The following is a 26330-nucleotide window of genomic DNA, read 5'->3' on the forward strand; positions in this document are numbered from 1 at the left end:
AATACTGATTTTGAGGAAAAAATGATCGCGAACCTTGACCTGATTGATGTCCGTATTCTCGATGCGTTGCAGGAGGACGCCGGCCGCTCGGTGGCCGACATCGCCGAAATCGTCGGGCTGACCCCCTCCCCCTGCTGGCGCCGGATTCGCCGGCTCGAAACCGAAGGCATCATCAAGCGGCGCTCGGTCGAACTCGATCGCCGCGCGCTCGGTCTGATGTTTACCGCTTATCTCGAGGTGAAGATATCACCGGCACGCAAGGCCAATTACGTCAAGTTCGAAAAGGCGGTCCAAAGCTTCCCGGAAGTGACAGAGGCCTGCATGATGACCGGGCCCTATGATTATCTGGTCAAGGTCGTGATGGCGGATATCGACGCCTATAACGAGTTCATCTCCGAACGCATGATCCCGCTCGACATCGTCGGCGATTTCCGCACTTCGGTGCAGGTGCGCAATATCAAGGACGGCAAAGGTCTGCCGCTCGGACATATCCAGGGCTGAGCCGGGCGCAGGGTCGCGAGCCGCTAACGCAGGCGCTGCATGCCCGGTCCGAAATTTTCGCTCGGACGGGCTTCAAAACCGAGGTCAGCATAAAAGCGCTCACGCCCCTTCGCGCACATCAGCATGATGTCGGCCTGCGGATAGTCGCGGGCGAGCCGCGCCAGAAAATGCTGCATCAACCGGTGGCCGAGGCCCTTGCCGCGAAGTTCCGGGGCGATAATCGCGTCCTGGATATAGAGATTGATCGGATCACCGACCGCGCGCACGAAGCCGACAACGCGGCGGTCGGCATCCACAGCCGTCGTCGCCGCCAGCGACGCGGCGAGAACCGGTCGGGCCAGCTGCGGCGAAATCTCGCCCCAGCCGCACGCGGCCCGCATCCGGATAAAATCGGCTACCGGCGGCGGACGGTCCTCAAACAGGAAACCGTCCACCACCAGTTCGTTTTCGTCAGACAAAGCTAGAGACGCTCGATCGCGACAGCGGTGGCTTCGCCGCCACCGATGCAGAGCGAAGCGACGCCCTTGGTCTTGCCGTGCTTTTCGAGCGCCGCAATCAGGGTGACCATCACGCGGGCACCGGAGGCACCGATCGGGTGACCCAGGGCACAGGCACCGCCATTGACGTTGACCTTGTCATGGCTGAGGCCGAGCTCTTTCATCGCGATCATCGGGACGACGGCGAAAGCCTCGTTGATTTCCCACAGATCGACCTCGTCAATCGTCCAGCCAGCACGCTCGACAACCTTGCGCATCGCAGGCACCGGAGCAGTGGTGAAGTAGGCCGGATCATGGGCATGGGCGGCCGTGGCAACGATGCGGGCGAGCGGCTTGAGGCCGCGGCGTTCCGCTTCCGACTGGCGCATCAGCACCAGCGCCGCTGCGCCGTCTGAAATGCCCGAGGCATTTGCGGCCGTGACGGTGCCGTCCTTGCCGAAGGCCGGACGCAGCGACGGGATCTTCTCCGGCATTGCCTTGCGTGGCAGCTCATCGGTGTCGACCACGACATCGCCCTTGCGGGTCGCCATCGTCACCGGGGTGATCTCGCGCTTGAAATCGCCATTCTTGGTCGCGCGCTGGGCGCGGGCCAGGGTTTCCAGCGCATAGGCATCCTGTTGCTCGCGCGTGAACTGGTGTTCTTGCGCGATCATGTCAGCATAGACACCCATCGGCTTTTTCTCATAGGCGTCTTCGAGGCCGTCCTGGGCCATATGGTCCTTGAGCACGTCATGGCCATATTTCATGCCGCCGCGATGGGTTGGCAGCATGTGCGGTGCATTGCTCATAGATTCCATGCCGCCAGCGACAATGATGTCGGCATCACCGGACATGATCGCAGCGCGACCCATGATCGCGGCCTGCATGCCCGAGCCGCACATCTTGTTGAGCGTGGTGGCCTCAACCGATTTGGGCAGACCGGCTTTAATGCCAGCCTGGCGCGCCGGAGCCTGGCCCTGGCCAGCCTGGAGGACATTGCCCATCAGGACCTGATCAACATCTTCGCCGGCAACGCCAGCTTCTTCCATCGCGGCCTTGATCGCGATGGCACCGAGTTCATTGGCCGACAGCGTCGTCAATTCGCCGAGCAGGCCACCCATCGGGGTGCGCGCCATACCGACAATGACGATTGGATCATCAACTGCACTCATCTGAAGTCTCCTCAGGGGCGGGATCATGTGTAATTCTGGCGCGCATGATGAAAACATGCGGCACCGCGTCAAGTCTTTTCGCAGATGCAACATCGGCATTGCGGAGGTGGCCTGACCAGCGAGCCTGGCTGGAAGCCTTGTCCCTGCTCGCTGTTTTGACGGTTTTGGCGCTCCTCATTGGCTCCGTAGCGCATCTATTCACATTTGCACCGGTGACGAACTGGCCCGGATTGATCGTCATCGCCCTCATCGCGATCCTCAGTCCGGCACTGGCCGAGGAGATGGTGTTCCGGGTGCTGCTGGCGGGAGGTCGCGGCCGCTGGCGCGCCGGTGCGGCGCTGACCCTGTTCGTGCTCTGGCACCCGGCCCAGCTCTGGCTCGGCTTGCCCAGGGCGCAGCCGATTTTCGCCGAGCCCGCCTTCCTCGCCATCACCGCTGCCCTTGGCTTGGCGTGCACGATCAGCTGGCGCCGCTCCGGCTCGATCTGGCCGGCGGTGGCGATGCATTGGGCTGTGGTGGTGCTGTGGAAAGGGGTGGCGGGGGGCTAGGTGTCGCCCTCATCGAAGAGATGCGCGAGTGCGCGATGGCCCTCGACGAAGCGCAGCGCCAGAAGCTCCTCGTTCTGATACTGCGTGATGATCAGATAATTGCCCCCTACGCTACTGCGGATGCCCGGCCCCAGCTCTTTGCGGAGACGTCCGAGTTCAAAAGGCGACGTCGCCATCGACCGAGTCCGCGCCACGAGCTTTTCGACAAAGCTCTGCGCAATAGCAATGCTGCCCGTCTCATTGTGGATGTAGCCGGCAATGTGATCGAGATCGTCCAGCGCCGGGCCTGTCAGCACCAAGCGGAACACCTCACTGCGCCCCGGACTTCAGCTGCTCAAAGGTCGCCGCGAGGTGAGCTTCTGCTTCCTCGATTGTATAGCGGCGCTCATCATTGATCGCCGCTTGCAGGGAGGCCCGCAGCTCCGCCAGCCTGGCCTCGCGCTCCTCGACCAGGCGCAGGCCCTCGCGCACGACCTCGCTCTGGGATGTGTAGCGCCCCTGCTTGACCTGGTCTTCGACGAACAGCTCCCAGCGCTTTCCGATTGAAACATTCATAGGCACCTCCGATCACAGGCATTATTACACGAAATAACACAAATTGCGCCATTTTCGTTATCCGCAAATCGACCGGATATCTGACTGTCGAGGATCTCGCCGACTCATAAGCGCTTCGAACCTCTCGAGAATCTTGTGGTGGCATTTGGGTGTATTAGTTGCTATGGTTGCATTGAAGTGTGATGAGGATGGGGCATGCTCGACATCAGCGAACTCATTGCCGCCGTTCAGGAAGCGGTCAGCGAAGCTGCGGAGCAGGTTCACCAGAAGAATCTCGAACTGCTCGACAATTATTTTGAGCCCTCTGATATCGATCCCAACGACCGGGATTTGAATCGGGAAAAGCACGCCGCACACCACGACGAACCTGACCGGCGCCAGCCCCGCTTTCCGCTCGCATCATTCGCGCAGTCCCTGCGCCGCGCGCCGCCGGCAGAGAGCGTCGCTGCCGCAGCAGCAGCAGCAGCAAGCGGAATACCACCGGGTCGAGAACCTCCAGGCAACGACCGCAAACGCGACGACGATAACCCGAGAGGGCCCATCCAACCGAAGATGGTCGTCGTCCGCTACCCGATCGCGACGGAGAACGGGCCGACGACGCATGATGTCTGGGTCCCCCTGATCTCCCTACTGCCGCAATCCCAGCTCGAACTGAAAGAATTGCGGCTCACCCTCAAGGTGGAACCCACCGAGGGCGGAAAGGGGTTGCGTCTCGCATTTCCCGGACGCCGAACCTGGTTTTCGCCTGCCCGTGATGACTACGGACAGGTGGAAATCGTCATCGAGGGCACGCAAACGCCCGTCGGGCGAACCGAGCTCATTGAAGGCTACAACAAAGTATTGAGAGCGCAGATACCCGGCTAAATTCAAACCCTAGGGGAGACGCATCATGGCATCCGAAGACCTAATTTCAATGGCCCAAGCCTTTTCAGGCCTGCCAATGGATCAACTTATCGGCGTTCCATTGATCGAAGCGTGCCGCGCCAACAACCGCATGGCACTCGCACAAACCAAATACATTCTGGACACCGGTTTCCAGCAAACGACAGACTCCAAGACGAAGGCTGTCGTGTACACGCCTATCGAAATCACCCTCGACCTCAAACGGCCGATTATCACCGACGTCCCTTTACTCGACAGCAATGACGATCCGGTATTGGACGTCGACAAAAATCCCATCATGACCAAGGATGTCAGCACCGCCGAGACCACGGTCGTGCTACCGCTCATTTCCGCCATCCCCGTCGCCCTGATTGGGGTCGACTTCGTCAGGATCAGTTTCGACATGGAGGTCAAATCCTCCTATGCGCGCGAGACAACCGAGACGGAGAAGACGGACTATTCCGCTGCAGCTTCTCTGGAAGCCAAGTTCGGCTTCGGCGGGTTCTCAGCGAAAATCACCGGTAGCGTGTCCTACCACTCGGAAAAATCTTCCGAGAACAAGGAGCAATTCTCAAAGAGCAATAGCGCCCGGTACAATGTCGAGGTTACCGCGAAGCAGCAGGCGCTGCCGCAGGGCCTCGCCGTTATTCTCGAAGCCTTTGCCAGGAATGTTGGCCCCTATGAGGCAAAGTCCGCCTAGCGATCTAGACCTCGGCCAAAGGCAGCGATCAGCTGATCGCCTACCCGATCAGCCGATACCCGCTCGCCGCCGCCGCAGTCGCGCTCGTCTTGGCGATCCAGCCGCCGCCTAAAACCCGGCCATCATCTTCGGCCGAATAGAAGACACACGCCTGGCCTGGCGCCACACCCTCTTCGCCGCCGGGCAGGACGACAGCGATTTCATCGCCGTCGACCGAGAACGCCGCATCCACCGGCGGCCGCGTCGAGCGGACTTTGACTCGCACGGGGACGCCGTCTGCCAGGGCTTCATCGCCGAGCCAGTTGATGTCTTTCAGCGTGATGCGGTCGACGGCGAGGGCCTCGCGCGGGCCGACCACGACCTGGGCCGTGGCAGCATCGAGCTTGACGACATAGAGCGGATCGCCGATCGCGATCTTGAGGCCGCGGCGCTGGCCGACCGTGTAGTGGATCACACCTTCATGGCTGCCCAAAACGGTGCCGTCGACATGCACGATCTCGCCGGGGCGCGAGACGCCGGGGCGAACTTTCTCGACGATGTCGACATAGCGGCCCTGGGGCACGAAGCAGATATCCTGGCTGTCCGGCTTGTCGGCGACGATCAGATCGAAGGCTTCGGCGAGCCGGCGCGTCTGATCCTTGTCGAGATGGCCGAGCGGGAAGCGCAGGAAATCGAGCTGTTCATGCGTGGTCGCGAACAGGAAGTAGGACTGGTCCTTGCCGGCATCGTGAGCCCGGCGCAACTGGGCGCCATTCGGCCCGTCAACGCGCTGGATATAATGCCCCGTTGCCATGCAGACAGCGCCAAGCTCGCGCGCGGTGGTCAGCAGATCAGCGAATTTGACGGTCTGATTGCAGCGCACGCAGGGGATCGGGGTGAAGCCGGCCAGATAGGTGTCGGCAAACTCCTCGATCACCGCTTCGCGGAACCGGCTTTCGTAGTTGAGGACGTAATGGGGAAAGCCACATTCTTCGGCGACGCGCTTGGCATCGTAGATATCCTGGCCGGCGCAGCAGGCGCCCTTCTTCTTGATCGCAGCGCCATGATCATAGAGCTGCAGCGTCACGCCGACGACATCATAGCCGGCGCGGTGCAGCACGGCCGCCGTCACCGAGCTGTCCACCCCGCCCGACATCGCGACGACGACACGATGATCGCCCGGTTTGCCGCCCAGACCGAGCGGATCGCCGGCGAGGCCAAGTTCGGAAAGAAGGTCGTCGGCACGCGCCACGGCGCGGCCAGAATCCGTACGCGGATCTGTGGTCGTCATATGCGCCTCCAGCGGGGTCAAGGCCCGCAGCAAACGGTTGATGTTGGGCGAGGCTTACCTCAAAAAATTGAGAAGCGAAACCTGTGTCAACGAAGCGAAGGTTTTCGCCGAGACGTCGAGCACATTTTGCGCCGTCTGGAATTTGGTCGCGGCCTCGGCCATATCGACATCCTCGATATCGCTAATCATGCCGGTGAGGAAGTCCTGGCGGTCCTTCTGGCTCTGCTGCGAACTCTCGATCTGCGACTGCATGACTCCATTCATGCCGACCACCGAGATGATCCCATCCTGTGCCGCGACGATATTCGTCAATTCACCGACGACAAAGGCCTGCTGGATATCGGTCATGGGATCGACAAAGGGGCCATTGGGCCCGGCCTCGAACTCGGCGATGCGCTTGAACGAAGCCATAATGTCAGTCGCGATGCCACTGGCCAGCCGTCCGACCGTGACCGTGGTGTTCTGGTCGACCTGAACCGTCGGTTCGAGATCATTATTCTGGAAGGCGTCAGCAACAGCTGGCAAGGCCGCCAGGTCAGCCAGTGTGCTGATCGTCATCGGCTTGGTGTCATCGCGCGTGCCGCCGAACATATAGGAGCCGAGATGCTGGCTGTTCAGCGCGTTGACGGCGCTATAAAAGGCATCGGATATCTCCTGCATGACGAAATTGCCGTCCTGGGAGGTCATCGCCGAACGCAGATCGCCGACCGAGCTTGAGAGGCGTTCAAGCGCGACATTTTGCGCATTGAGCCGGATACCCGAGCGTATCGCCGCTTCTTCAAAGGCCTTCGACTGTGACAGGGCGCCGCGGCTGGCGGCGATGGTCTCAGCCTGGTAGCCAACCCCTTTGAGGTCGGCCCCCTTCTTGCCGGTGCTCAACTCCTGTTGGGCCTGGAACAGGGATTGCTGCGCGCGCATCAGGTCCAGCAGGGCCGATTGCGATGCGCCAAAGGTCGATATCCGCGTCATGTTTCAATCGCTTCCTAGACAATACTCATCAGGGCGTCGGTCATTTCCTTGGCCGCCTGCAGCATTCTCGCCGAGGCGTTGTAAGACTGCTGGTAGAGCGTCATCGAGGCCAATTCCTCATCGAGGCTGACGCCCTCCACATTCGACCGCTTGGTCTGGGCCGTCGCGCGAAGCACTTCGGCCGATGCCGCCTCGCTCTCGGCCCGTGCCGCCCGCGATCCGATACTGCCGGCCAGACGGGCCGCGTAATCCTGCAGGCTGGAATTGGCACTATTAATCGAACCGGCGGCGTCGAAATGGCGCACCACCGTCATCGCCGTCTGCAGCAATTGACCGCCGCGCGCATCACCCGAGGTCAGCACCAGATCGCCTGCCACTGTCGCAGCGTCGATATTCAACTGCCCCAGCGCCAGCTTGGATGAATCGGAGCGCACCATGGCGTTGACGGAAAAGATCTCCGACCGCCCGGCCGTCGCAGGCAGGCCAATACCGAAGAGTTGCGAGAAGGAGACGCCGGATCCGGAGCGGCTGGTATCGTCCGCCGTCAGATTGAGGTCGAAACCGTCATATCCGGTTTTTGGGACCGAGCTGAGCTTGCCATCGGCGTCCAGCGTGAATGTGGCATAGCGGCCGAGCCCAGTGGCCGAATTATTCAGCGCCGTTACCGCATCGGCAACAGTTTCGCCAGTTACCATCGGGATATTGATCGAGCCTGAAGGCCGTCCATCCGGTGTCGTGATCTGGAAAGACAGCGAAGTGCCGGTCGTAAACTGGTGTGCATCAGCACCGGAAAGGCCGGTTTCGAAAAAGCCGGGGCGCGTCGAGGAGACCAGATCATTGAGACCGAAGAAGTGCGAGAAGCCGCGCCCGGCACGATCGCTGGGCGTGGTTGGATCCTGCAATGTCGCCAGGCCATTATTGGCGCTGCTCGCCGCCAGGGTCATAGCGCCATTGGCGAAACTCGCCGAGCCATCAGCGCCAAGCGCGGTATTGATTGCGGCGGTCAGACTGCCGACCGTTGTCCCCAGCGCGACGGCGGCACCGCCATCAACGCTCAGTGTGCCCGTGTCGAAATTAATGTCGATGCGCTTGACCAGGGTTCCGGTGGAGCCGGTGACGGCCAGCGTCGTGGCGCCCGTGAAATTATGCAGATCCGCCGACACCAATCCGGTATTGCGTCCGGCCAGGGTCTGAGGCGCAGGGTAGGATGCCGAATTATTGTGCGCCAGATTGAGCGCGTCGGCTGCGCCAGCTGTCAATTCGGCCAGCTCATTGGCAATCTCCGGCAGAACCCGATCGCGCAGATCGAGCAGGCCGAACAGCTTGCCACTGTCGATATGGCCACTGAGCTCTTTGGCTTGGGCACCATTAGGCGGCTGCACAGAGATTTGGCCGTAGGATACGCCATAGGACCCGCTTCCCGTCGGGGTATATTTGAGCTGCGTGACGCCGGTTTCGACCAGAGCGACCCCATCGCCCGTACGAATCACGAGGCGTCCGTCGGCCTTGGTTTCGGTACGGATATCGACGTAACCGGCGAGTTCGTCGAGTAGTTCCGATTGCCGGTTGGCGATGCCGGACGTATCGCCACCTGCCACGGCGATACTCTGCACGCTCGCATTCAGGCTGCTGAGCTCACTGAGAATCTCATTCGTGCGCTGGACAGCGGCCTGGATTTGGGAATCGGCATCCTTGCGCTGATCGCCGATCATTTGCGACAACCGGTTGGTTTCGTCGAAGAAGGCCTGCAGATCGGCGGCTGCAGACAGCCGGGCCACCGATTGCGAAGGATCAACACTGGCCTGCGACAAGCTTGAAAAGGCGCGGCTCAGACGCGCGAACATCGAACCTTCGTCGTCGAGTTTACCGAATTGCGACTGCACCTTGTCCAACCCGTCAGCCTGGATCTTGGCTGCTTCACCGGCGCTGATTGCGCGAATCGAAGCCGCCTGCAAATAAACGTCGGCGATCCGGGAAATACCGGTGACCTGGACCCCCATGGCGACGCCGCCGACATTGAGGGCCTGCAGCACAGCCTGGGTGCGCGCATAGCCGGGCGTGTTGACATTGGCGACATTGTTGGCGGCTGAATTCAGACCAGCTTGGCTGGCCGACAGGCCTGACAGTGCACTTCCGATAATACCGTTCAGCGACATGATGCCATCCTCGAAATCGCTTCAGCCATACAGGCCAAGCGGTCAAAACTGCCGACACTCCGGCAAGGCTTGCCGAGCCAAAACGATGGTTCCGCGCCTTGGACATGGTCCGCACGTGATACGCAACAATCTGTTTTCGCTTCCATATTCATGCAAATCCGCAACTTTCCGACATCCCGGGTTGATGAATGTCCTGCAGAGTTAATCGCAAGGCACGGGCCAAGTCGGCGAATGGCACTCAATCGGGCCCCGGATGCTGTGAATATCGAAGGTTCGACGCGGCCGCCGCCACCGAGCCGCCGCCCGGCAGCTTCAACCCACCACCGGGCATAATCCGCCGGGCTGATCGCGTCATTTACCTGTCTTACCCAGAGATTAATTCATTAAATCATCTACTTAACTAGAATCTCCACTGGCATGAAGCTTGCGGACCCTTTCACCGACAGGGCACGCGTTGTGTGCCGAGCGAGTGGATAGTTTTGACCATGCCAGCGATTGCCCCCGGCGCAGAAATGATCGCAAGAAGCACGACGGCAGCGTCAAATTCGGCGGATGCACGAACGGCTGCAGATTCGGCGGCGGACCGGGTGGCAGGCCGAGCCCGTTCGGACAAGTCGGACCCGCGCCGTGACAAATCAGACTTTGATGCAATGGTCGGGCTGGCCACTGCGCCGACGACGCCGGTTCCGGCCAGCAACAAGGCCGCACCAACCGGCGACCAAGCCGCTGACCAGCCAGCATTGACCGCCAATACCGACGCACCGGGCACCGGCAAGACCGCGCCGAACGACGCACCGCAACCAGCCACGGCTCCGAAGCCGGCCGGCACGCCGGCGGGTGGGACACCCTCTGCTATCGACGGCATGGCGAAAGGCGGCCCCGCGCCGTCCGGGAAGACCAGTGCCGGAGCGCCCCCTCAGGCCGCGGCCAACCCTGCCGCCAGCGACCCCGCCGGCGCACACGTGCCGTCGGCAGGCGGCGGCGTTCAGGACAGCCCGGCTGGCGTCGGCGATATAGTTGCAAATGTTCAGCCGACCCTGCAATCGGGCACCGGTAAAAGTCAGAGCCGTCCAACCGCTACCGGTGAAACCACCGCCAATGATCCCCCCGCTGCCTTGGCCGGCTCGAAGCCGTCTGACGCCAAGAGTCTCGATGCAGACGCCCTGACCAAAACAGCTGCCGAGGGTGCCGCCACGGTTAAAAACAGCGGCGCGGCGCAGGCTGATGGCGCCGTACAGACTGCAGGCAACGCGGCGACTCAAAACGCCGGCAAGGACGCAAAACCACCTGTGATGGCGGTCATTTCACCCGCAGAAGCAGGGACACAAGCGCCGACATCGGCCAACGCTCAAACACCCGCCAGCGCACCGGCGACGCCAGCCACGCCTGTCGCGGCCGAAGCCGCGCTGCCCGCAGCGGCGTCTACCACGGCCGCGCCGGGCTCGGCACCCGCACAAGCGGCCGCGGCGGCAGCGGCCAATGGCGCCCTTGCGGAAGCCAGTCCAGCCGGACGCTTTGCACAGGCGCGTCAGGGCGTGGACGAACGTGACAACAACGTCGCCGCCGCCCGTTCCAAGGGCAAATCTACCGCCAATGGCGCTCAAAACGCCACCAGCCAGGCTGGCGCCAAGCACCAGGCAGCGGGCGCATCGCCGCCGCCACCCAGTGCTTCCAATTCGCAAGCCGCGCGCCCCGACGCTGCGGCCGTCGTGCGCGACCTTCCAGCCTCAGCCCCGCCCCCGCCGGCTGCCACCACAGCGCCACTCGCTGCTGATCCCGGGCGGATGCCCACGGTCAGCGTCGATCCGGCACTGACAGCAGGCACAGACACCGGACCTGGTTCCGTGCGCGGCACGGCACACAATGCCGCCGCAACCGGCGCGGGCCAGACGCCGCGCTTTTCACCTCACACCGCAAACCAGCTGGCAGCCCAGATCTCCCAACGCTTCGCCAATGGTTCGCGCGTATTCGGCATTCGGCTTGATCCGGCCGAGCTTGGCCGCGTCGATATCCGGCTGGAACTGAGCCATACCAACCGCGTTCACGCCACCTTGACCGTCGAGCGCGGCGATACGCTCGCGGAAATGCAGCGTTCAACGCGCGAACTTGAGCGCGCCCTCAATGATGCCGGGCTCGAACTGGCCGAGGACGGCCTGACCTTCCAGCTCAGCGAAGGCGCTGGCGACCAACATTCCGCCAATCCGGAACAGGGCAGCAATTTCAATATCTACGGGCAGGATGATGACGGCGCGCAGGACCTCGCAGCCGAAATCGACAGCGGCCCGGGCGATGCTTACGGATTCCGGCTGTCGCGGCGCGACGGCGTCGACCTCAGGGTTTAGGAGACATAAAATGCCAAGCACAATCAATGCCGTAACGGATACCAGTCCGCAGCTTGAGAGTAGCCGGACCGGGCTGGCCAATAATTACGAGATGTTCCTCTCTTTGCTCACTTCGCAGATGAAGAACCAGGATCCGCTCGACCCGCTGGATTCGACACAATTCGTCAACCAGCTCGTCTCCTTCTCCGGTGTCGAACAACAGATCGCCCAGAATCAGAATCTGGAGAGTCTGTTGATCATCCAGTCCGCGGCCGCCCAGACGTCCTCAGTCGGCTATATTGGACGCGTCGCGACAGCGCTGACACCGGACAGTCGCCTGCAGGGTGGCGCCGCAAACTGGCAGTACGAGTTGCCCGAAAACGCACAGACAACCAATCTGACCATCAGGGACTCCAGCGACCGGGTCGTCTTCCGCACCACTGGCGACAAAACGACCGGCCAGCACGACTTCAGCTGGAACGGACAAACATCGTCAGGCGCTACCGCACCAGATGGCGTCTACTCACTTGAAATCAATGCCGTCGCCCAGAATGGTGCCGCAATCACGGCCGAAATCCGGGCCTCCGCCCGAGTGACGGGCATCGACCTCTCAGGGTCCGAAGTTGTTGTGGAAATGGGCGGGGTGAATGTTCCCCTCTCCTCCGTCCTCGCACTTCAGGAATAGCAGTCGCAGACATTCGCAGGCTTCGGCCTGACCCGGACCGTCAGAATGGCGGACCGGCCTCACAAACCGGCAGAATGCTCCAAAAAAACAATTATCAACAAGGAGCTTATCGTGAGCATCAATTCCGCAATGATCGCCGGCGCATCCGGCTTGATCGCCAACTCCAGCGCACTCGCCGCGATTTCCGACAATATCGCCAACGTGAATACGGTTGGCTATAAGCGCGCGACTGCCGTTTTCACCCCGCTCTATCGTTCCCAGGGCACATCTCAGCAATTTGCAGCCGGCGGAATCATGAGCTCCACCAAGCTGCAGATCAGCGAAAGCGGCCTGCTATCACCGGGCAGTTCACCGACCGACCTGGCGGTGTCAGGCGATGGCTTCTTCGTTGTCAGCGAGAATACCAAGGGTTTCACGACCACTGATCCGGTCGCCTTCACCCGCGCCGGCAGCTTCAGCCCGGACGCGAATGGTTATCTCAAGAACTCAGCCGGTCTCTATCTCGCCGGTTGGCCGGTGCAGGCCGACGGAACCATCGACGCCGACCCGTCAGACCTGAACGCGCTGGAGATCATCAATCCGGTCTCAATCGGTGGCGCGGCCGAGGCGACGACCGAAGTGGGCCTCAGCGCCAACTTGCAAGCGAGCCAGGCCGTCTCGGCATCCGAAGCGACTTACAACGCCGCCGCATCCGCGACCAATATGGCGTCCGGTGCCCTGACCGCGGACGTCGAATACGGCATCCCGATCTATGACTCCCAAGGTGGGGTGCGCACCATCAACCTGTCGATGATGAAATCCTCGACTCCAAACCAGTGGCATGCCGAGTTGCATGTCAGCCCGGCCAGCGAAGTGACGACCGGCACAGGCCTCGTCGATGGTCAGATCGCGACCGGCATCATTGCCTTCGATGCCAACGGAAATTTCGACGTCGCCAACAGCACGCTCCCGACGTCTCTCAATTTTCTGGCCTCCGCAAATGCCGCGGCGCTCACCGCAACCCAGGTTCAGTGGGCCGCGTCTGAGGGGATCAATTCGCAGGCCATCTCACTTGAGCTTGGCGGACCGTCCAGCGCCGGTGGCCTGACCCAGTTCGACAGTCAGAGTGCTCTGGCCGCCACCTCGGTCAATGGCACACCATTCGGTGACTTCTCCGGTGTCGATATCGATGGAAGCGGCATGGTGTTTGCCAAATTCACCAATGGTATCGTCAAAAAGATCTACCAGATCCCGGTCGCGACCTTCGCCAATGCCGATGGTCTGGAAGCCCTTGGCGGCGGCGCCTATGGCGTCACGCGCGATTCCGGCTCCTACACGCTCAATACCGCCGGTGTCGGTGCAGCGGGCAATATCGCCGCTGCGACGCTGGAGAGCTCGAACGTCGATCTGGCGACCGAGTTCACCAACCTCATCATCACCCAGCGGGCGTATTCGGCCTCGTCGAAAATCATCACGACCGCTGACGAAATGCTCGATGAAGCGATCAGAATGAAGCGTTAAGCCGCCGACCAGCGGTGAGTAAATGACGGGCCCCGCCACAGCGGCGGGGCCCGTCTTTTTGTGCTCTCACCGGTCAATTAATATGAGCGTGTTTTACCGGATCCGTTAAAGCCAAATTTACCCAGTAGCTTAGGCCGATGTTAAAACCCATCCCGTATGTTGATCCTACAAACAAACAAACAAACGGGGACCGGACATGCAACCGCGCCTTCAAAAAAAAGAAAACTACGTAATTGGGCCGGATGGTAGCCCGCTCACTCTTGCGGACCTGCCGGATCCCGGCGCCCAGCGCTGGGTGGTTCGACGCAAGGCGGAGGTCGTCGCGGCAGTTCGCGGTGGTTTGCTCTCGCTGGAAGAGGCCTGCGAGCGCTACACGCTCACCGTCGAGGAGTTCCTCGGCTGGCAAAGATCAATCGACAAACACGGCTTGGCCGGTCTGCGCACGACTCGATTGCAACACTACCGCTAGCGCAATATCGCACCAATCTGTGCAAGAACGGCGACCCGCTCCCCCCAGGGTCGCCGTTTTCATGTGCGCGGCATAAAAAAACACACCTGCCCCACCTGCCCTGCCGGACCGGATACATCACGTATGTCCGGGCATTAAGCCCTCGTTTACGAGGTAGGTAGGAAAATTCTGCCCAGTGGTTCGCGCATGACGCGGACATTCGAATGGGCAGGATACCTCGTGAACGCGTTTTTCGATCAACTCCGGGCTTTCGGCATCGGCCGCCTCGCCGCCATCTTCGGACTCGCCGTCGGCGTGGCCGGCACGCTGGTCTATTTCTCCGGCAATGTCGGCGGTGGCTCACAATCGCTGTTGTATTCCGGCCTCGACCCGGCCGCTGCCGCCGCCGCCGCACAATTGCTCGACCAAGCCAATGTCGATTACGAAATCAAAGAAGGCGGCACAGCGATCTATGTCCCGCGTGACCAGGTCGATGACGCCCGGGTTCGCGTCGCGTCCGGCGGGCCTCTGACCGGCGCCTCGGTCGGCTATGAAATCTTCGACCGCGAAGATTCGTTCGGGCAGACCAGCTTTGTGCAAAACCTCAATGCCAAGCGCGCGCTGGAAGGCGAACTGGCGCGCACTATCCAGTCGATGGCCTTCGTCAGTACCGCCCGCGTTCATCTCAACCTGCCGGAACGGCGCCTTTTCGCCCGCGACCAGCAGGCACCAACCGCCGCCGTCACCATCAACACCAATGCGACTCTGAACGCAGAACAGGTTCGCGTCATTCGCAATATCGTCGCCAGCGGTGCCGGCATCGAACCCAATCACGTCTCCCTCGCCGATGATCGCGGCCGCCAGCTGGCCAGCGTTGGCGGCGAAGGCTCGGCCACCAGCGTAATGATGGACGAACGCCAGTCAGGGATTGAAGGCCAACTGCGCCAGAACATCCTCAATCTCGTCGAGGGCGTGGTCGGCACCGGAGCGGCCCGCGTCCAGGTGACCGCCGAACTCAACCGGCAAAGCATCTCGGAGCACTCCGAAACCTACGATCCGGACGGCGCCGTCGTGCAATCGCGAGATCGCCACAGCGAGACCAGCCTCGACCAGGATGGTCGCAACGGCAATCGGGTTTCGGCGTCGGAAAACCTGCCCGACCCCAGTGGCAATTCAGGCGCAGATGCGGGCAACACCTCGAACCGTGAAGTCACCAACGACGTCGTCAATTATGCGATGTCGAGCACAACCCGCACGCAAGTGACCGAAGCCGGCGCGATCGAACGTCTCTCGGTGGCCGTCGCCGTCGATGGCATACTGGAAACACAGGAAGACGGTAGCGTCGTGTGGCGCGAACGGCCCCAAGCCGAAATTGACCAGATCGAAGCCCTCGTGCGCTCGGCAATGGGTTATGTGAACCAGGTTGACGGCCGCCAGGACGCCGTCACGGTATCCCAGATGGAATTTGCCCGTGCCGATCCGATGCTCGGCACGCCCGCAACATCGGGCCTGAGTTTCACCAAGAATGACATCATGCGCGTGGCCGAAATCGTCGTCATGTTCATCACGGCGTTGCTGGTCATCTTCCTGGTCGCGCGGCCACTGGTCAAAGGTGCCGGTGGCGGCGGTGCCATGCCGGCCGGTCTGGCGCTCGCCGGGGCCGGGGCCGGGGCCGGCGGCGGACGCATTGAGGGCGCTGCCGCACCGATGGCATTGCCCGGTGCAAGCCCGACCGCCCTCGCTGCTCCCGTAGCACAGGATGGCATCGATATCTCCAAAATCGATGGCCAGGTGAAGGCGTCATCAGTGAAAAAAGTCGCGAGCATTGTGGAATCCCACCCCGAAGAATCGATCTCGATTCTGCGCACCTGGCTGCATGAGGGATAGACATGGCCATTGACCGCGGCAGAGCGATTGAAGACCCCAGCAAAATGACTGGCGCCGAAAAGGCCGCCGTCATTCTGCTCGCTTTGGGTGAAGACGATCACGGCCTCTGGAGTCACCTCGATGAAGAAGAGATTCGCGAAGTCTCTTCGGCCATGTCCAATCTGGGAACCGTCACAGCCGTGGCTGTCGAGAAGCTGATCGTCGATTTCGTCGGTCAAATGTCATCGACCGGATCGTTGATGGGCTCGTTCGAGGCAACCCAACGCCTGCTCGGCTCATTTCTGCCCGGCACAAAAGTCGACACCATCATGGAAGAGCTGCGCGGCCCCGCCGGCCGTACCATGTGGGACAAGCTGGGCAATGTGAACGAGGTCGTACTCGCCAATTATCTCAAGAATGAATACCCGCAGACGGTCTCTGTCGTGCTCTCGAAGGTCAAGGCCGAGCACGCCGCCCGTGTGCTCGGATCACTGCCTGAGGATTTCGCCCTCGAAGTCGTGACCCGCATGCTGCGGATGGAACCGGTTCAGCGCGAAATTCTCGACAAGATTGAAGAGACGTTGCGCAACGAATTCATGTCCAATCTGGCGCGGACCTCCAAGCATGACAGCCATGAGATGATGGCCAGCATTTTCAACAATTTCGACCGCCAGACCGAGAACCGTTTCCTCGCCGCGCTGGAAGAACGCAATCGTGACAGCGCCGAAAAGATCCGCTCGCTCATGTTTGTGTTCGAAGATCTCTCCAAGCTCGATCCGGGCGGAATCCAGACCCTGATGCGCGCCATCGACAAGGACCAGATGGGCCTGGCGATGAAAGGGGCCTCCGACAGTCTGCGCGATCTTTTCTTCTCCAACATGTCGGAGCGGGCCGCGAAAATCATGCGCGAAGACATGGCCGCGCTCGGCCCTGTACGCCTGAAGGATGTCGATACTGCCCAGCAAGGCATTGTCGCACTCGCCAAAGACCTGGCTGCCAAGGGCGAGATCCTTCTCGCCGATGGCGGCGCCGACGACGAATTGATTTATTGAGGATGGCCCGGATATGAGCCCGACGAAATTTGATTTCGACACCGAGTTCGATCGCGACGGCCAGATCCTGCGTGACGGCGAGAGCTATAAGCGTTTCTTCACCCAGGACGATATCGACTCGGCACGGATGTGGGGCGTCGAGGAAGGCCGCGAGATGGAAGAAGGCCGTTGCGCCGAGTCGCTGCAAGCCATCGGTGCGCAAATGCAGATCATTCTGTCGCGCCTGGCCGATGAATCGGCGTCCTTACGGGCTGGCGCGACGCAGTTGGCGCTCGCCGCCGCCCGAAAAATTGCCGGCGAAGCGCTCAATTCCTTCCCGATCGACACAATCGAACAACTGGCTGCCGAAGCCGTGCAGGATTTGCGCGACGAACCACGCCTGTCCGTGCGCTGCGCCCCGGAACTGGTTGAAGACCTGGCCGAGCGACTGGAACGCACAGCCCGCGAACTGGGCTTTGAAGGTGCCATCCGGGTACGCGGGAATGCCGAAATAACCGGCGCCGATGTGCGCCTGGAATGGGCGACCGGCGCTATAGAGCGCTCGGCTGCTGAAATCGACGCCCGCTTGGGCGAAGTCGTGGCGCGCTGGCTCGCGGCCGCATCCGAAGAAGAATCCGCTTCACCCGCAACGGCCGATCCCGCCGTCAACGCGTCTGCGGCATAAGGAGGCTGACCATGCCCGATAATACAAGTTTCGACCTGCCGGAACTCGACAAGGACTCCGTGCCAGTCCCCGTTGAAAACGATCAGACCGGCCAAGGGATGATGGAAGAAGAAGCCAAGAGCGCGGCCGATCTGGCGCCGGTGTTCGATGTTCCGGTCAATATTTCAGCGGTGCTGGGAAAGGCGCATATCGACGTCAACTCCCTGCTCAAATTGACCGCCGGCTCGGTGGTCGAACTCGATCGCAAGATCGGCGAAGCGATCGATATCTACGTCAATAATCGCCTCGTGGCGCGCGGCGAGGTCGTCGTTGTCGACGACCGCCTCGGCGTGACCATGACGGAAATCATCAAGGACGGGGATGCTGCGTAAGCGGCTGCTCGAGACAATGAACACAATGGAGCGGACATCATGCGAGTCCTGATCGTCGGAAGCCTGGGTGGGCAATTGCACACCGCCACCAAAATCGCGATAGACCGCGGCGCCTCCGTGTCGCAGGTCGACACGATCCAGCAAGCGACGGCGCATTTGCGCGCCGGGCGCGGCGCCGATCTGATCATGGTCGATTTGTCGTTGGATATTCAGGCCCTGATTGCCGCCAATGAAGCGGAACGGATCATCGTTCCGGTCGTGGTCTGCGGCGTCAATGTCCGCCCCGAAGCCGCTGCGGCCGCGATCCGCGCCGGGGCCAAGGAATTCATTCCGCTGCCACCCGATGCCGAGCTGATCGCCGCCATCCTCGAAGCCATTTCCGATGACGAACGCCCGATGATCGCCCGCGATCCATCGATGCAGACCGTCATCACCCTGGCTGACCGGATTGCCGGTTCCGACGCTTCGGTGTTGATCACCGGCGAAAGCGGCTCGGGCAAGGAGGTCATGGCCCGCCATGTCCATGCCAAGTCCAAGCGTGCCGGTGCCCCCTTCATCTCGGTCAATTGCGCCGCGATTCCGGAAAACCTGCTCGAATCCGAACTGTTCGGCCATGAAAAAGGGGCCTTCACTGGCGCCATTGCCCGGCGGATCGGCAAGTTTGAAGAGGCCGATGGCGGCACGCTTCTGCTCGACGAGATTTCGGAAATGGATACGCGGCTGCAGGCCAAGCTTCTGCGCGCGATCCAGGAAAGAGAGATTGACCGGGTTGGCGGCACCAAGCCGGTCAAGGTCAATATCCGCATCCTGGCAACCTCGAACCGCGATCTGCGCAAGGCCGTCGCCGACGGCTCCTTCCGCGAAGATCTGCTGTTCCGCCTGAATGTCGTCAATCTGGCGCTGCCGCCTTTGCGCGACCGCCCGGCCGATATTCTCGCTCTCTCCGACCATTTCATCCGCAAATATTCTGCCGCCAACCAGGTCGACCCGCTGCCGCTTTCCGAAGCCTCAAAGGCGCATCTTGTTGCCCGCGAATGGACCGGCAATGTGCGGGAGCTGGAAAACGCCATGCACCGCGCTGTGCTGCTGGCGACCGGCCGCGAAATCGGCCCCGATGCCATCCGCATGCCGGACGGTTCGGTCTTTTCCGGTTCGGGCAATACCGCCGTGCGCCAAGCCTCCGATGCTGCCAATGCCGCCCAGCGCGTCATGGTCGGCATGACGGTGGCCGAGGTCGAACAGGATCTGATCCTCGACACGCTCGATCACTGCCTCGGCAATCGCACCCATGCGGCCAATATTCTCGGCATCTCGATCCGCACCCTGCGCAACAAGCTCAAACTCTATACCGAGCAGGGCGTCACGGTGCCGCAGCCTAACCAGAGCGCCTTGGGCGTTTCTGCCGCGTGATTGGATAGTTCTTGGTCGACACTTCAGCCTCCGGCCCGTTAGGCACGAAGAGCGACGGGTTTGATCCGCGCGGCTTTCTGAATCGAATCCTGAAGGGCGATGTCGCCCTGGCCGTCGGTATCCTCGGCATCCTGGTGATGCTGATCCTGCCGATGCCGAGCCTGCTGCTCGATCTGGCGCTGGCGATCTCGATCTCGATTGCGGTTCTGGTGCTGATGACGGCCCTGTTTATCAAGCGACCACTGGAATTTTCCGCCTTCCCGGCGGTCTTGCTGATTACCACACTCTTGCGGCTCGGCCTCAACATCGCCTCGACGCGGCTGATCCTGTCGAAGGGTGCAGAGGGGACAGACGCGGCCGGTGAGGTCATCCAGGCCTTCGGTGCCTTCGTGATGCAGGGTAATGTCGTGATCGGTGTGATCGTGTTCGCGATCCTGGTGATCGTGAATTTCGTCGTTATCACCAAGGGTTCCGGCCGTATCGCCGAAGTCGCGGCGCGCTTTACCCTCGACGCCATGCCCGGCAAGCAGATGGCCATCGACGCCGATCTCTCCTCCGGCCTGATTACCGAAAACGAAGCCCGCCAGCGCCGCAAGGACCTGGAAGGCGAAAGCAATTTCTTCGGCGCCATGGATGGTGCCTCGAAATTCGTCCGCGGCGACGCCATGGCTGGTCTGATGATTACCGGGATCAATCTGGTCGGTGGCATCATCATCGGGGTCGTGCAATCGGGCATGCCCTTCGCTGAAGCCGCCGGGACCTATTCCAGCCTGACGATTGGCGATGGTCTGGTCTCCCAGATCCCGGCGCTGATCATCTCGGTCGCGGCCGGCCTGCTGGTCTCGAAGGCCGGCGTCGACGGCCAGGCCGACAAGGCGCTGTTCGGCCAGATGATCGCCAATCCCGCCGGGCTTGGTCTCGTCTCTGCGGCGACTTTCATCATCGGCGTCCTGCCGGGCATGCCCTTCATCCCGTTCGCCCTGATGGCAGCGGGGACCGGTGCCCTGGCTTGGTTCAATCGCGATATTGCCGAACGCAAGGCGGCGGCGGTCGAGGCGGAAAACGCGGCCGAAATCGAATCCCATACACCCAAGAGCGGCGAGGCCCCGATCGAGGACAGCCTGGCGATGGACGAGCTCAAAATCGAGCTTGGATATGGTCTGCTGCCGCTGATCAATGATGTCGATGGCCGCAAGCTGACCGACCAGATCAAGGCGCTGCGTCGCTCGCTCGCCGAGGAAATGGGCTTCGTCACACCGGCCGTGCGCATTGTCGACAACATGCAATTGGGCAATCTGGAATACGCAATCCGGATCAAGGAACTCGAAGCCGGGCGTGGCATGCTGCAGCTCCACAAACTCCTGGTCATGGATCCGGCCGGCCTGCAGATTGAATTGCCGGGTGAACACGTCAAGGAACCGGCCTTCGGTCTTCCCGCGACCTGGATCGACGAAAATCTGCGCGAGGAAGCCTCCTTCCGCGGCTATACGATTGTCGAACCGGCTGCAGTTCTGGTTACCCATCTGACCGAATTGCTGCGCGACAACATGTCGGACCTCCTCTCCTATGCCGAGGTTGAGAAGCTGATCGAGAAGCTCTCCAAGGAACACCGCAAGCTGGTCGACGATATCGCGCCGTCGCAAATCAGCCGCGCCGGAATCCAGCGTGTGCTGCAATCACTGATTCGCGAACGCGTTTCGATTCGCGATCTCGCGACAATTATCGAAGGCATCGCCGAATCAAGTGCGTCAACCAACCGGATCGAGCCGATTGTCGAACATGTGCGCAGCCGTCTTTCGCGTCAGATCTGTCACAGCAACAAGGCGCCAAACGGCAATTTGCCGGTGCTCGCCCTTACCCCACAATGGGAACAGGCGTTTTTGGAAGCCCTGATTGGCGAAGGCGACCGCAAGCAGCTGGCTCTGGCGCCGTCGAAACTTCATGAGTTTGTTGCTGCAGTTAGAAACTCTTTTGAAACCGCATCGGCACAGGGTCATGTACCTGTACTGCTGACGAGCCCCGTGATTCGTCCGTATGTGCGTTCGCTGGTGGAGCGTTTCCGCCCGCAAACGGTGGTGATGTCGCAAAACGAGATCCACCCGAGCGCACGTCTGAAGACTCTGGGGCATGTCGGCTGAACGCCAAACAATTGACCCGGTAGTGATCCTCGATGCGATTGAAAACCTTTGCAGCCCAGACCCTGACCCAGGCCATGGCAGATGTGCGCCGGGAAATGGGTGCGGAAGCCGTGATCATCGCGACCTCGGACGGTCCCAATGGCGGCGTCCAGGTGCGGGCCGCCAGTGAAATGTCCCACCGGCCTGATCCGGTCGAGCCGGTACGCGAGCGCACTCAGCGCTTGGCCGAAGCGGCGGAAATCGCCCGCGGCGACCGCGAGGACGAACATCTCGACCAGGTCATCCGCGCGCTTGGTTTTCATCGCTCGCCCGGTGTTGCGGCCCAGGCCCTGATCAAATCGGCCCAGGATTTCTCGGACGGTCATGCGGTCGGTCGTCTGGCCCATGCCATCGAGGCGCGCTACGCCTTCCAGCCCCTGCCCGCCATCCCCGAACATGCCGTCCTGTTTGCCGGCACGCCGGGCGTCGGCAAAACCTCGGCCTTGGCCAAAACAGCGGCGCGCTCCATTGCGGCTGGTGCCATTCCAACTCTCATTTCCTGTGATGGCGAACGCGCCGGCGCCGATGCGCGCCTGCACGCCCTGGCCCAGAAAATGGGCGCGGCTTTCATCACCGTCGACGATCCGCGCGAACTGGCCGACGCGATGCGTGAATTTGATGGCCCGGCCCTGATCGACAGCCCGGCGGTCAACCCGTTCGAGCTCGACGATCTCGACATGACCCTCGCCTTTGCCGATTCCAGCGATGCCGAAATCGTCTATGTGTTCGATGCCGGTCTGGCACCGGAAGATGCCGAGGACGCCGCTTCGCTGTTTGCCTCGATTGGCGCCAGCCGCTGCATCCCGGTCAAACTTGATTGCGCCCGCCGGCTCGGCGCCCTGCTTGGCGTCGGCGAAACCGGGCTCGCCTTCGCGCAGATTTCCTCGACGCCCTTCATCGGCGGCGGACTGGCTCCGGCCACACCGCTGCGGCTGGCCCGCGCCCTGATCGAGAACCGCGCTCACCCTTATGAGGACTCCGATTGATCATGAAATTAGCTTCGGCACCCCAGCAACGCACCGCCGGGCGCATTCTCGCCATCGCTTCGGGCAAGGGCGGCGTCGGCAAGACGACGCTCGCTGTCGGCATGGCGCGTGCCCTGTCGCTGATCAATGAACGCGTCCTGTTGATGGATGGCGATCTCGGCATGGCCAATATCGATGTTCAGCTCGGACTGCAGCCCAAGGCCGATATCATCAATGTTCTCAGCGGCAAGCTGTCGCTGGAAGACGCAGTTTGTCCGGCAATTGGCGGCGCTGCCGAGCGCGGCGGGTTTGACGTAATTTCCGGCCGGTCCGGATCGGGGGCCTTGGCCAATCTGTCGGGGCCGGGCCTGACCAAGCTGGCCACCGGCGTTGCGGCACTGGCCCTATCCTATGACCGCGCAATTCTTGATCTGGCCGCCGGCGCCGACCGGGCCACGGTACGCCTCGCCCTGACCGCCGATGACGTCATCATCGTCATCAATGACGAGCCGACCTCGCTGACCGACGCCTATGCTTTCGTCAAAACGCTACGTCTGCATGATGAAGGCGCTTCGCCGCTGGTCGTGGTCAATAATGCGCCCAGTGCGAATGCCGCCCGCGACGCGTTCGGCGCCTTTCGCAAGACCTGCGAATCTTTCCTCAGCTTCACCCCGACCCTGGCCGGAATTGTCCGCCGCGACGCCACTGTGCCAGCGGCGATCCGCACCCAGACCTGCGTCGCCGTGCGCGCGCCCGATTGCGACGCTGCCAAAGATTATCAGACACTTGCCGGAAGCCTCGCGCGCGGCCGCGAAGCCGCGTAGACTACTCCGGCTGGCAATCCGGGGGGAGTTGAACCGCCATGTATGATTCATTCTATGATCGACTGATCAACGGTTTCACCGGTTATGATTTATGGCTGATGATCGTGCTGTCGCTGGTCGCGGCGCTAATCATGCGCAAATGGCCGCAATGGCCCGCCGCCGCATTCATCATGATGATGATCGACGCTGTCGTACCGTTCTTCTACCGTTGGGCTATCGGTATCCCACCGAACTTCGCCTTCGACTTTGCCGTTGCACGCTTCGATGAGCGCGGCGGTGTAGTCGTACTGCTGAAGCTGGCGCTCTATTTCCTGATGATCGGTGGAATCTTCTTCTCGAAGCGACGCATCGGACAGCGTTGAGCGAGCCGGGGTTATCGCTCCGGCTCACTCGAGGCTGAAAGCACGACCTTCTATGATCAGTTCGGGCTGCTCTGATCAGTTCGGTCGGCGATGACGCACTTGGGCGATCTCGTCCAACTCGTCCTGCTCGGCGGCCCGCACGGCGCGTTCGATATGGGCCAGGCGGCGTTCTTCGAGAACCTCAAATTTCTTGAGTTCCTGGAAGGCGTCACCGAGCCGGGCGCGAAGGGCATCGGCCTGGACTTCGACTTCATCGAGCGAAGAACGGATATTCTCTTTTCGCTTGATGACGGCTTGGGCATAGGAGCCGTAAGCGAGATAGCCGTCGCGTGATTGCGTCGCGACGGCCTGCTCTTCGGGAACCGAGGCTTCGAGCCGTTCGATCTGGTTGACCAGCGCGGTTTTCGACCGGTCCAGTTCGGACATCTGCTTTTGCAATTCCTCGACCTTGAACCGGGCCAGCCGGATCAGGGGTTCGTGTGAACGTGTCATGAGGGTATTCCTTCACCATCCAAAATCCCGGACAAGGCCGCGAATGTCGACGGAATGTCCGCCGCTTCGTCTTTTCCCTGTGCGAGAAATGCTTCCAACGGGTCGTTGAGAGCAATTGCCCGGTCTAGCGCCGGGTTCGATCCGGGGGAGTAGGCCCCCAACCGGATCAATTCTTCCATATCGGCATAGGCCGACAATAATTTGCGCGCCTCGGCGACCAGTGGCCGCTCCTCTGGCGCGAACACTTCCGGTGCCGTCCGGCTGACCGATTTGAGTACGTCAATCGCGGGAAAGCGTCCGCGCTCGGCAATCGCCCGGCTCATGACGACATGGCCGTCCAGGATACCGCGCACGGCGTCAGCGATGGGTTCGTTATGATCATCGCCATCGACCAGCACGGTGAACAGGCCGGTAATCGTCCCCGCACGGCTGCCATCGCCGCGTTCGGGACCGGGGCCAGCGCGCTCGAGCAGACGCGGTAATTCGGCAAAGACAGATGGCGTATAGCCGCGCGTCGTCGGCGGTTCGCCGGCGGCCAGGCCGATCTCACGCTGGGCCAGGGCAAATCGGGTGACGCTGTCCATCAGACACAATACGTCCTTGCCCTGGTCGCGGAAATATTCGGCGACGGTCAAGGTGAGATGGGCGGCTTGGCGGCGAGCCAGCGCTGGTGCGTCTGAGGTTTCGGTGATCACGACTGAGCGCTTGCGTCCCGCCGGGCCAAGCACATCATCGACGAATTCGCGGGCTTCGCGGCCCCGTTCGCCGATCAGACCGATCACGATCACATCGGCATCGCAAGCGCGGGCCAGCATCGACATCAAAACAGATTTGCCGACCCCCGAGCCGGCAAAAATCCCGAGCCGCTGACCGCGGCGCATGGGTGCAAAAGCATTGAGGACGCGCACGCCCATATCCATTCTATCGCCAAGCCGGGCACGGCCATGCGCCATCGGTGGCTCGCCCTTGAGCGGATAGGCGTGAGCGCCTTCGCTGAGCGCCGGACCGCCATCGAGCGGACGGGCAAAGCCATCCACCACCCGGCCCAACCAGTTGAGGCTGGGGCGTACCCGTGCCGCGTCCGGCTGCAACACGACCTTGGCGCCGGGGCGAATGCCTTCCAGCGGTCCGAACGGCATCATCAGGGCCGTCTGGCCACGAAAGCCAACAATCTCGCACTCGAATGAGCCATTGCCGGTCGCAATCATCGCATGTGCGCCGAGACACAGACCGGAGATCGGGCCCTCGGCCTCAACCAACAGACCATTGAGCGCCGTGACGCGTCCTTCCAGGACACGCGCATCGAGCTTTTCAATTCGATCTGTCAGGGTCTGCATCATGCGAATGTCAGGCCTTTCCGGCACGGCAGATTTGCCGATTCGAGATCACTGTACGCGAACGCGGTTGCTTTCACGTAAACGCGGCAGAGGAAATGCGGGGCAGGCTCCAGGGTGTAGATTGGGGGGTGTCGCCTGCTTACCGTTGGTGTGCCGTTGAGTGGCTGTTAGTGCATCATTCGTTTGGCATTGGGTATCCGCTGGTATGTGCTTCATTCAGCATTATTTCGCGGGCGGACTTCTAAAAGTGACGGGAAAACAGACACCTGATGATTCCAATCGCCCTTTTAACCCTGTTTTTCCGATTTTCGCACCTCCTGTTTGGCCTCTGACGCCACCAGTATAGCCGCGCCCCGCAGGGGGTGGACAGGCAGGCATAACGGGGGCGTGTGGTCCGAGATATCGCTGCAGCATGTGCGCGAGCGAAGGGCAGACTCGCAACCGCCGCGAAGGCTGAGGGACGTGCCCCTCTGCTACGCGTCCCTGGAGAATTGGTGTGCGATAGAGGGTGGCAGGCCCCCATGTCCGCAAGGCAAGCATCTCTAACTCGATAGAGTTCCCAATCCTGCCCCGGGTCACGCCGGGCAGAGTGGTCCCTGAAACCCTTGCCAAGCAAGGGCGCCAGAC

The 26330-nt window shown here is 61.5% G+C and carries 26 protein-coding genes; 17 read left to right on the plus strand and 9 right to left on the minus strand.

Annotated features, from left to right (window positions below; genetic code table 11):
- Window positions 1–21 precede the first annotated feature (21 nt).
- Window positions 22–501, plus strand: coding sequence for an Lrp/AsnC family transcriptional regulator (locus AAC029_RS10790; RefSeq protein ID WP_339747422.1), 480 nt, complete (start codon window positions 22–24; stop codon window positions 499–501).
- A gap of 23 nt (window positions 502–524) precedes the next feature.
- On the opposite strand, the gene AAC029_RS10795 is transcribed toward AAC029_RS10790, so the two are convergent.
- Window positions 525–959, minus strand: a complete 435-nt coding sequence (locus tag AAC029_RS10795) for a GNAT family N-acetyltransferase (protein WP_339747424.1) — start codon at window positions 957–959, stop codon at window positions 525–527.
- A 2-nt stretch (window positions 960–961) separates the two neighbouring features.
- Complete coding sequence (locus tag AAC029_RS10800) at window positions 962–2149, minus strand: thiolase family protein (protein ID WP_339747428.1); 1188 nt, start codon at window positions 2147–2149, stop codon at window positions 962–964.
- A gap of 137 nt (window positions 2150–2286) precedes the next feature.
- Here AAC029_RS10800 and AAC029_RS10805 point away from each other — a divergent pair, with 137 nt between their 5' ends.
- A complete protein-coding gene (locus AAC029_RS10805; protein WP_339747430.1) occupies window positions 2287–2697 on the plus strand; it encodes a CPBP family glutamic-type intramembrane protease in 411 nt (136 codons plus the stop codon).
- Here the strand turns inward: AAC029_RS10805 and AAC029_RS10810 are convergent.
- Together AAC029_RS10810 and AAC029_RS10815 are read right to left on the minus strand one after the other, a co-directional pair.
- Window positions 2694–2993, minus strand: coding sequence for a type II toxin-antitoxin system RelE/ParE family toxin (locus tag AAC029_RS10810; protein ID WP_339747747.1), 300 nt, complete (start codon window positions 2991–2993; stop codon window positions 2694–2696). The two genes, AAC029_RS10805 and AAC029_RS10810, sit on opposite strands and share 4 nt — an antisense overlap.
- A 13-nt stretch (window positions 2994–3006) precedes the next feature.
- Window positions 3007–3252, minus strand: coding sequence for a type II toxin-antitoxin system ParD family antitoxin (locus tag AAC029_RS10815; RefSeq protein ID WP_339747432.1), 246 nt, complete (start codon window positions 3250–3252; stop codon window positions 3007–3009).
- Window positions 3253–3447: 195 nt separating this feature from the next.
- Between AAC029_RS10815 and AAC029_RS10820 the strand changes: the two genes are divergently transcribed.
- Entirely contained in the window at window positions 3448–4116 is a 669-nt protein-coding gene (locus AAC029_RS10820) for a hypothetical protein (RefSeq protein WP_339747434.1), read from the plus strand.
- Window positions 4117–4141: 25 nt separating this feature from the next.
- The gene (locus tag AAC029_RS10825; protein ID WP_339747437.1) at window positions 4142–4834 is read left to right on the plus strand and encodes a DUF2589 domain-containing protein; all 693 of its coding nucleotides are present in this window, start codon (window positions 4142–4144) and stop codon (window positions 4832–4834) included.
- A 40-nt stretch (window positions 4835–4874) separates the two neighbouring features.
- Here AAC029_RS10825 and mnmA read toward each other — a convergent pair whose 3' ends face one another.
- From mnmA to flgK, 3 genes are read right to left on the minus strand one after another with little or no spacing between them, the layout of a single operon-like run.
- Complete coding sequence (mnmA, locus tag AAC029_RS10830) at window positions 4875–6104, minus strand: tRNA 2-thiouridine(34) synthase MnmA (protein WP_339747439.1); 1230 nt, start codon at window positions 6102–6104, stop codon at window positions 4875–4877.
- 54 nt (window positions 6105–6158) lie between these two features.
- Entirely contained in the window at window positions 6159–7073 is a 915-nt protein-coding gene (locus tag AAC029_RS10835) for a flagellin (RefSeq protein ID WP_339747442.1), read from the minus strand.
- 14 nt (window positions 7074–7087) lie between these two features.
- Window positions 7088–9229 carry a flagellar hook-associated protein FlgK gene (flgK, locus tag AAC029_RS10840; RefSeq protein WP_339747445.1) on the minus strand — a complete coding sequence of 714 codons (2142 nt, stop codon included), beginning with the start codon at window positions 9227–9229 and terminating at the stop codon, window positions 7088–7090.
- A gap of 485 nt (window positions 9230–9714) precedes the next feature.
- On the opposite strand from flgK, the gene AAC029_RS10845 reads away from it, so the two are divergent.
- The 13 genes from AAC029_RS10845 (at window position 9715) to AAC029_RS10905 (ending at window position 23874) form a co-directional block, all read left to right on the plus strand.
- Window positions 9715–11571: a flagellar hook-length control protein FliK gene (locus AAC029_RS10845; RefSeq protein ID WP_339747448.1), complete on the plus strand. Its 1857-nt coding sequence runs from the start codon at window positions 9715–9717 to the stop codon at window positions 11569–11571.
- A 10-nt stretch (window positions 11572–11581) separates the two neighbouring features.
- On the plus strand, window positions 11582–12235 hold the full coding sequence (locus AAC029_RS10850) for a flagellar hook capping FlgD N-terminal domain-containing protein (protein WP_339747451.1): 654 nt from the start codon (window positions 11582–11584) through the stop codon (window positions 12233–12235).
- 111 nt (window positions 12236–12346) lie between these two features.
- The gene (locus AAC029_RS10855) at window positions 12347–13735 is read left to right on the plus strand and encodes a flagellar hook protein FlgE (protein WP_339747453.1); all 1389 of its coding nucleotides are present in this window, start codon (window positions 12347–12349) and stop codon (window positions 13733–13735) included.
- A 196-nt stretch (window positions 13736–13931) separates the two neighbouring features.
- Window positions 13932–14204 carry a DUF1153 domain-containing protein gene (locus AAC029_RS10860; RefSeq protein ID WP_339747456.1) on the plus strand — a complete coding sequence of 91 codons (273 nt, stop codon included), beginning with the start codon at window positions 13932–13934 and terminating at the stop codon, window positions 14202–14204.
- A 219-nt stretch (window positions 14205–14423) separates the two neighbouring features.
- Window positions 14424–16070: a flagellar basal-body MS-ring/collar protein FliF gene (gene fliF / locus AAC029_RS10865; protein WP_339747458.1), complete on the plus strand. Its 1647-nt coding sequence runs from the start codon at window positions 14424–14426 to the stop codon at window positions 16068–16070.
- Window positions 16071–16072: 2 nt separating this feature from the next.
- Window positions 16073–17101, plus strand: a complete 1029-nt coding sequence (gene fliG, locus AAC029_RS10870; RefSeq protein WP_339747460.1) for a flagellar motor switch protein FliG — start codon at window positions 16073–16075, stop codon at window positions 17099–17101.
- 13 nt (window positions 17102–17114) lie between these two features.
- Window positions 17115–17765, plus strand: coding sequence for a FliH/SctL family protein (locus AAC029_RS10875; protein WP_339747463.1), 651 nt, complete (start codon window positions 17115–17117; stop codon window positions 17763–17765).
- 11 nt (window positions 17766–17776) lie between these two features.
- Window positions 17777–18136, plus strand: a complete 360-nt coding sequence (fliN, locus tag AAC029_RS10880) for a flagellar motor switch protein FliN (RefSeq protein ID WP_339747466.1) — start codon at window positions 17777–17779, stop codon at window positions 18134–18136.
- Window positions 18137–18175: 39 nt separating this feature from the next.
- The gene (locus tag AAC029_RS10885) at window positions 18176–19546 is read left to right on the plus strand and encodes a sigma-54 dependent transcriptional regulator (protein ID WP_339747468.1); all 1371 of its coding nucleotides are present in this window, start codon (window positions 18176–18178) and stop codon (window positions 19544–19546) included.
- Window positions 19547–19557: 11 nt separating this feature from the next.
- A complete protein-coding gene (gene flhA, locus AAC029_RS10890; RefSeq protein WP_339747471.1) occupies window positions 19558–21684 on the plus strand; it encodes a flagellar biosynthesis protein FlhA in 2127 nt (708 codons plus the stop codon).
- A gap of 32 nt (window positions 21685–21716) precedes the next feature.
- Window positions 21717–22709: a flagellar biosynthesis-like protein (FlhF) gene (locus AAC029_RS10895; RefSeq protein ID WP_339747474.1), complete on the plus strand. Its 993-nt coding sequence runs from the start codon at window positions 21717–21719 to the stop codon at window positions 22707–22709.
- A gap of 2 nt (window positions 22710–22711) precedes the next feature.
- Window positions 22712–23512 (plus strand): AAA family ATPase, encoded by an 801-nt coding sequence (locus tag AAC029_RS10900; RefSeq protein WP_339747477.1) that lies wholly within the window; start codon window positions 22712–22714, stop codon window positions 23510–23512.
- Between the two features lie 38 nt (window positions 23513–23550).
- Window positions 23551–23874: a hypothetical protein gene (locus AAC029_RS10905; protein ID WP_339747480.1), complete on the plus strand. Its 324-nt coding sequence runs from the start codon at window positions 23551–23553 to the stop codon at window positions 23872–23874.
- 75 nt (window positions 23875–23949) lie between these two features.
- Here AAC029_RS10905 and AAC029_RS10910 read toward each other — a convergent pair whose 3' ends face one another.
- Both AAC029_RS10910 and fliI read right to left on the minus strand, forming a co-directional pair.
- Complete coding sequence (locus AAC029_RS10910) at window positions 23950–24366, minus strand: flagellar FliJ family protein (protein WP_339747483.1); 417 nt, start codon at window positions 24364–24366, stop codon at window positions 23950–23952.
- A complete protein-coding gene (gene fliI, locus AAC029_RS10915; RefSeq protein ID WP_339747486.1) occupies window positions 24363–25706 on the minus strand; it encodes a flagellar protein export ATPase FliI in 1344 nt (447 codons plus the stop codon). The genes AAC029_RS10910 and fliI overlap by 4 nt, the downstream gene beginning before the upstream one ends.
- Window positions 25707–26330 lie beyond the last annotated feature (624 nt).

Source organism: uncultured Maricaulis sp. (assembly GCF_963975345.1).
In the GTDB taxonomy this organism is placed as follows: domain Bacteria; phylum Pseudomonadota; class Alphaproteobacteria; order Caulobacterales; family Maricaulaceae; genus Maricaulis.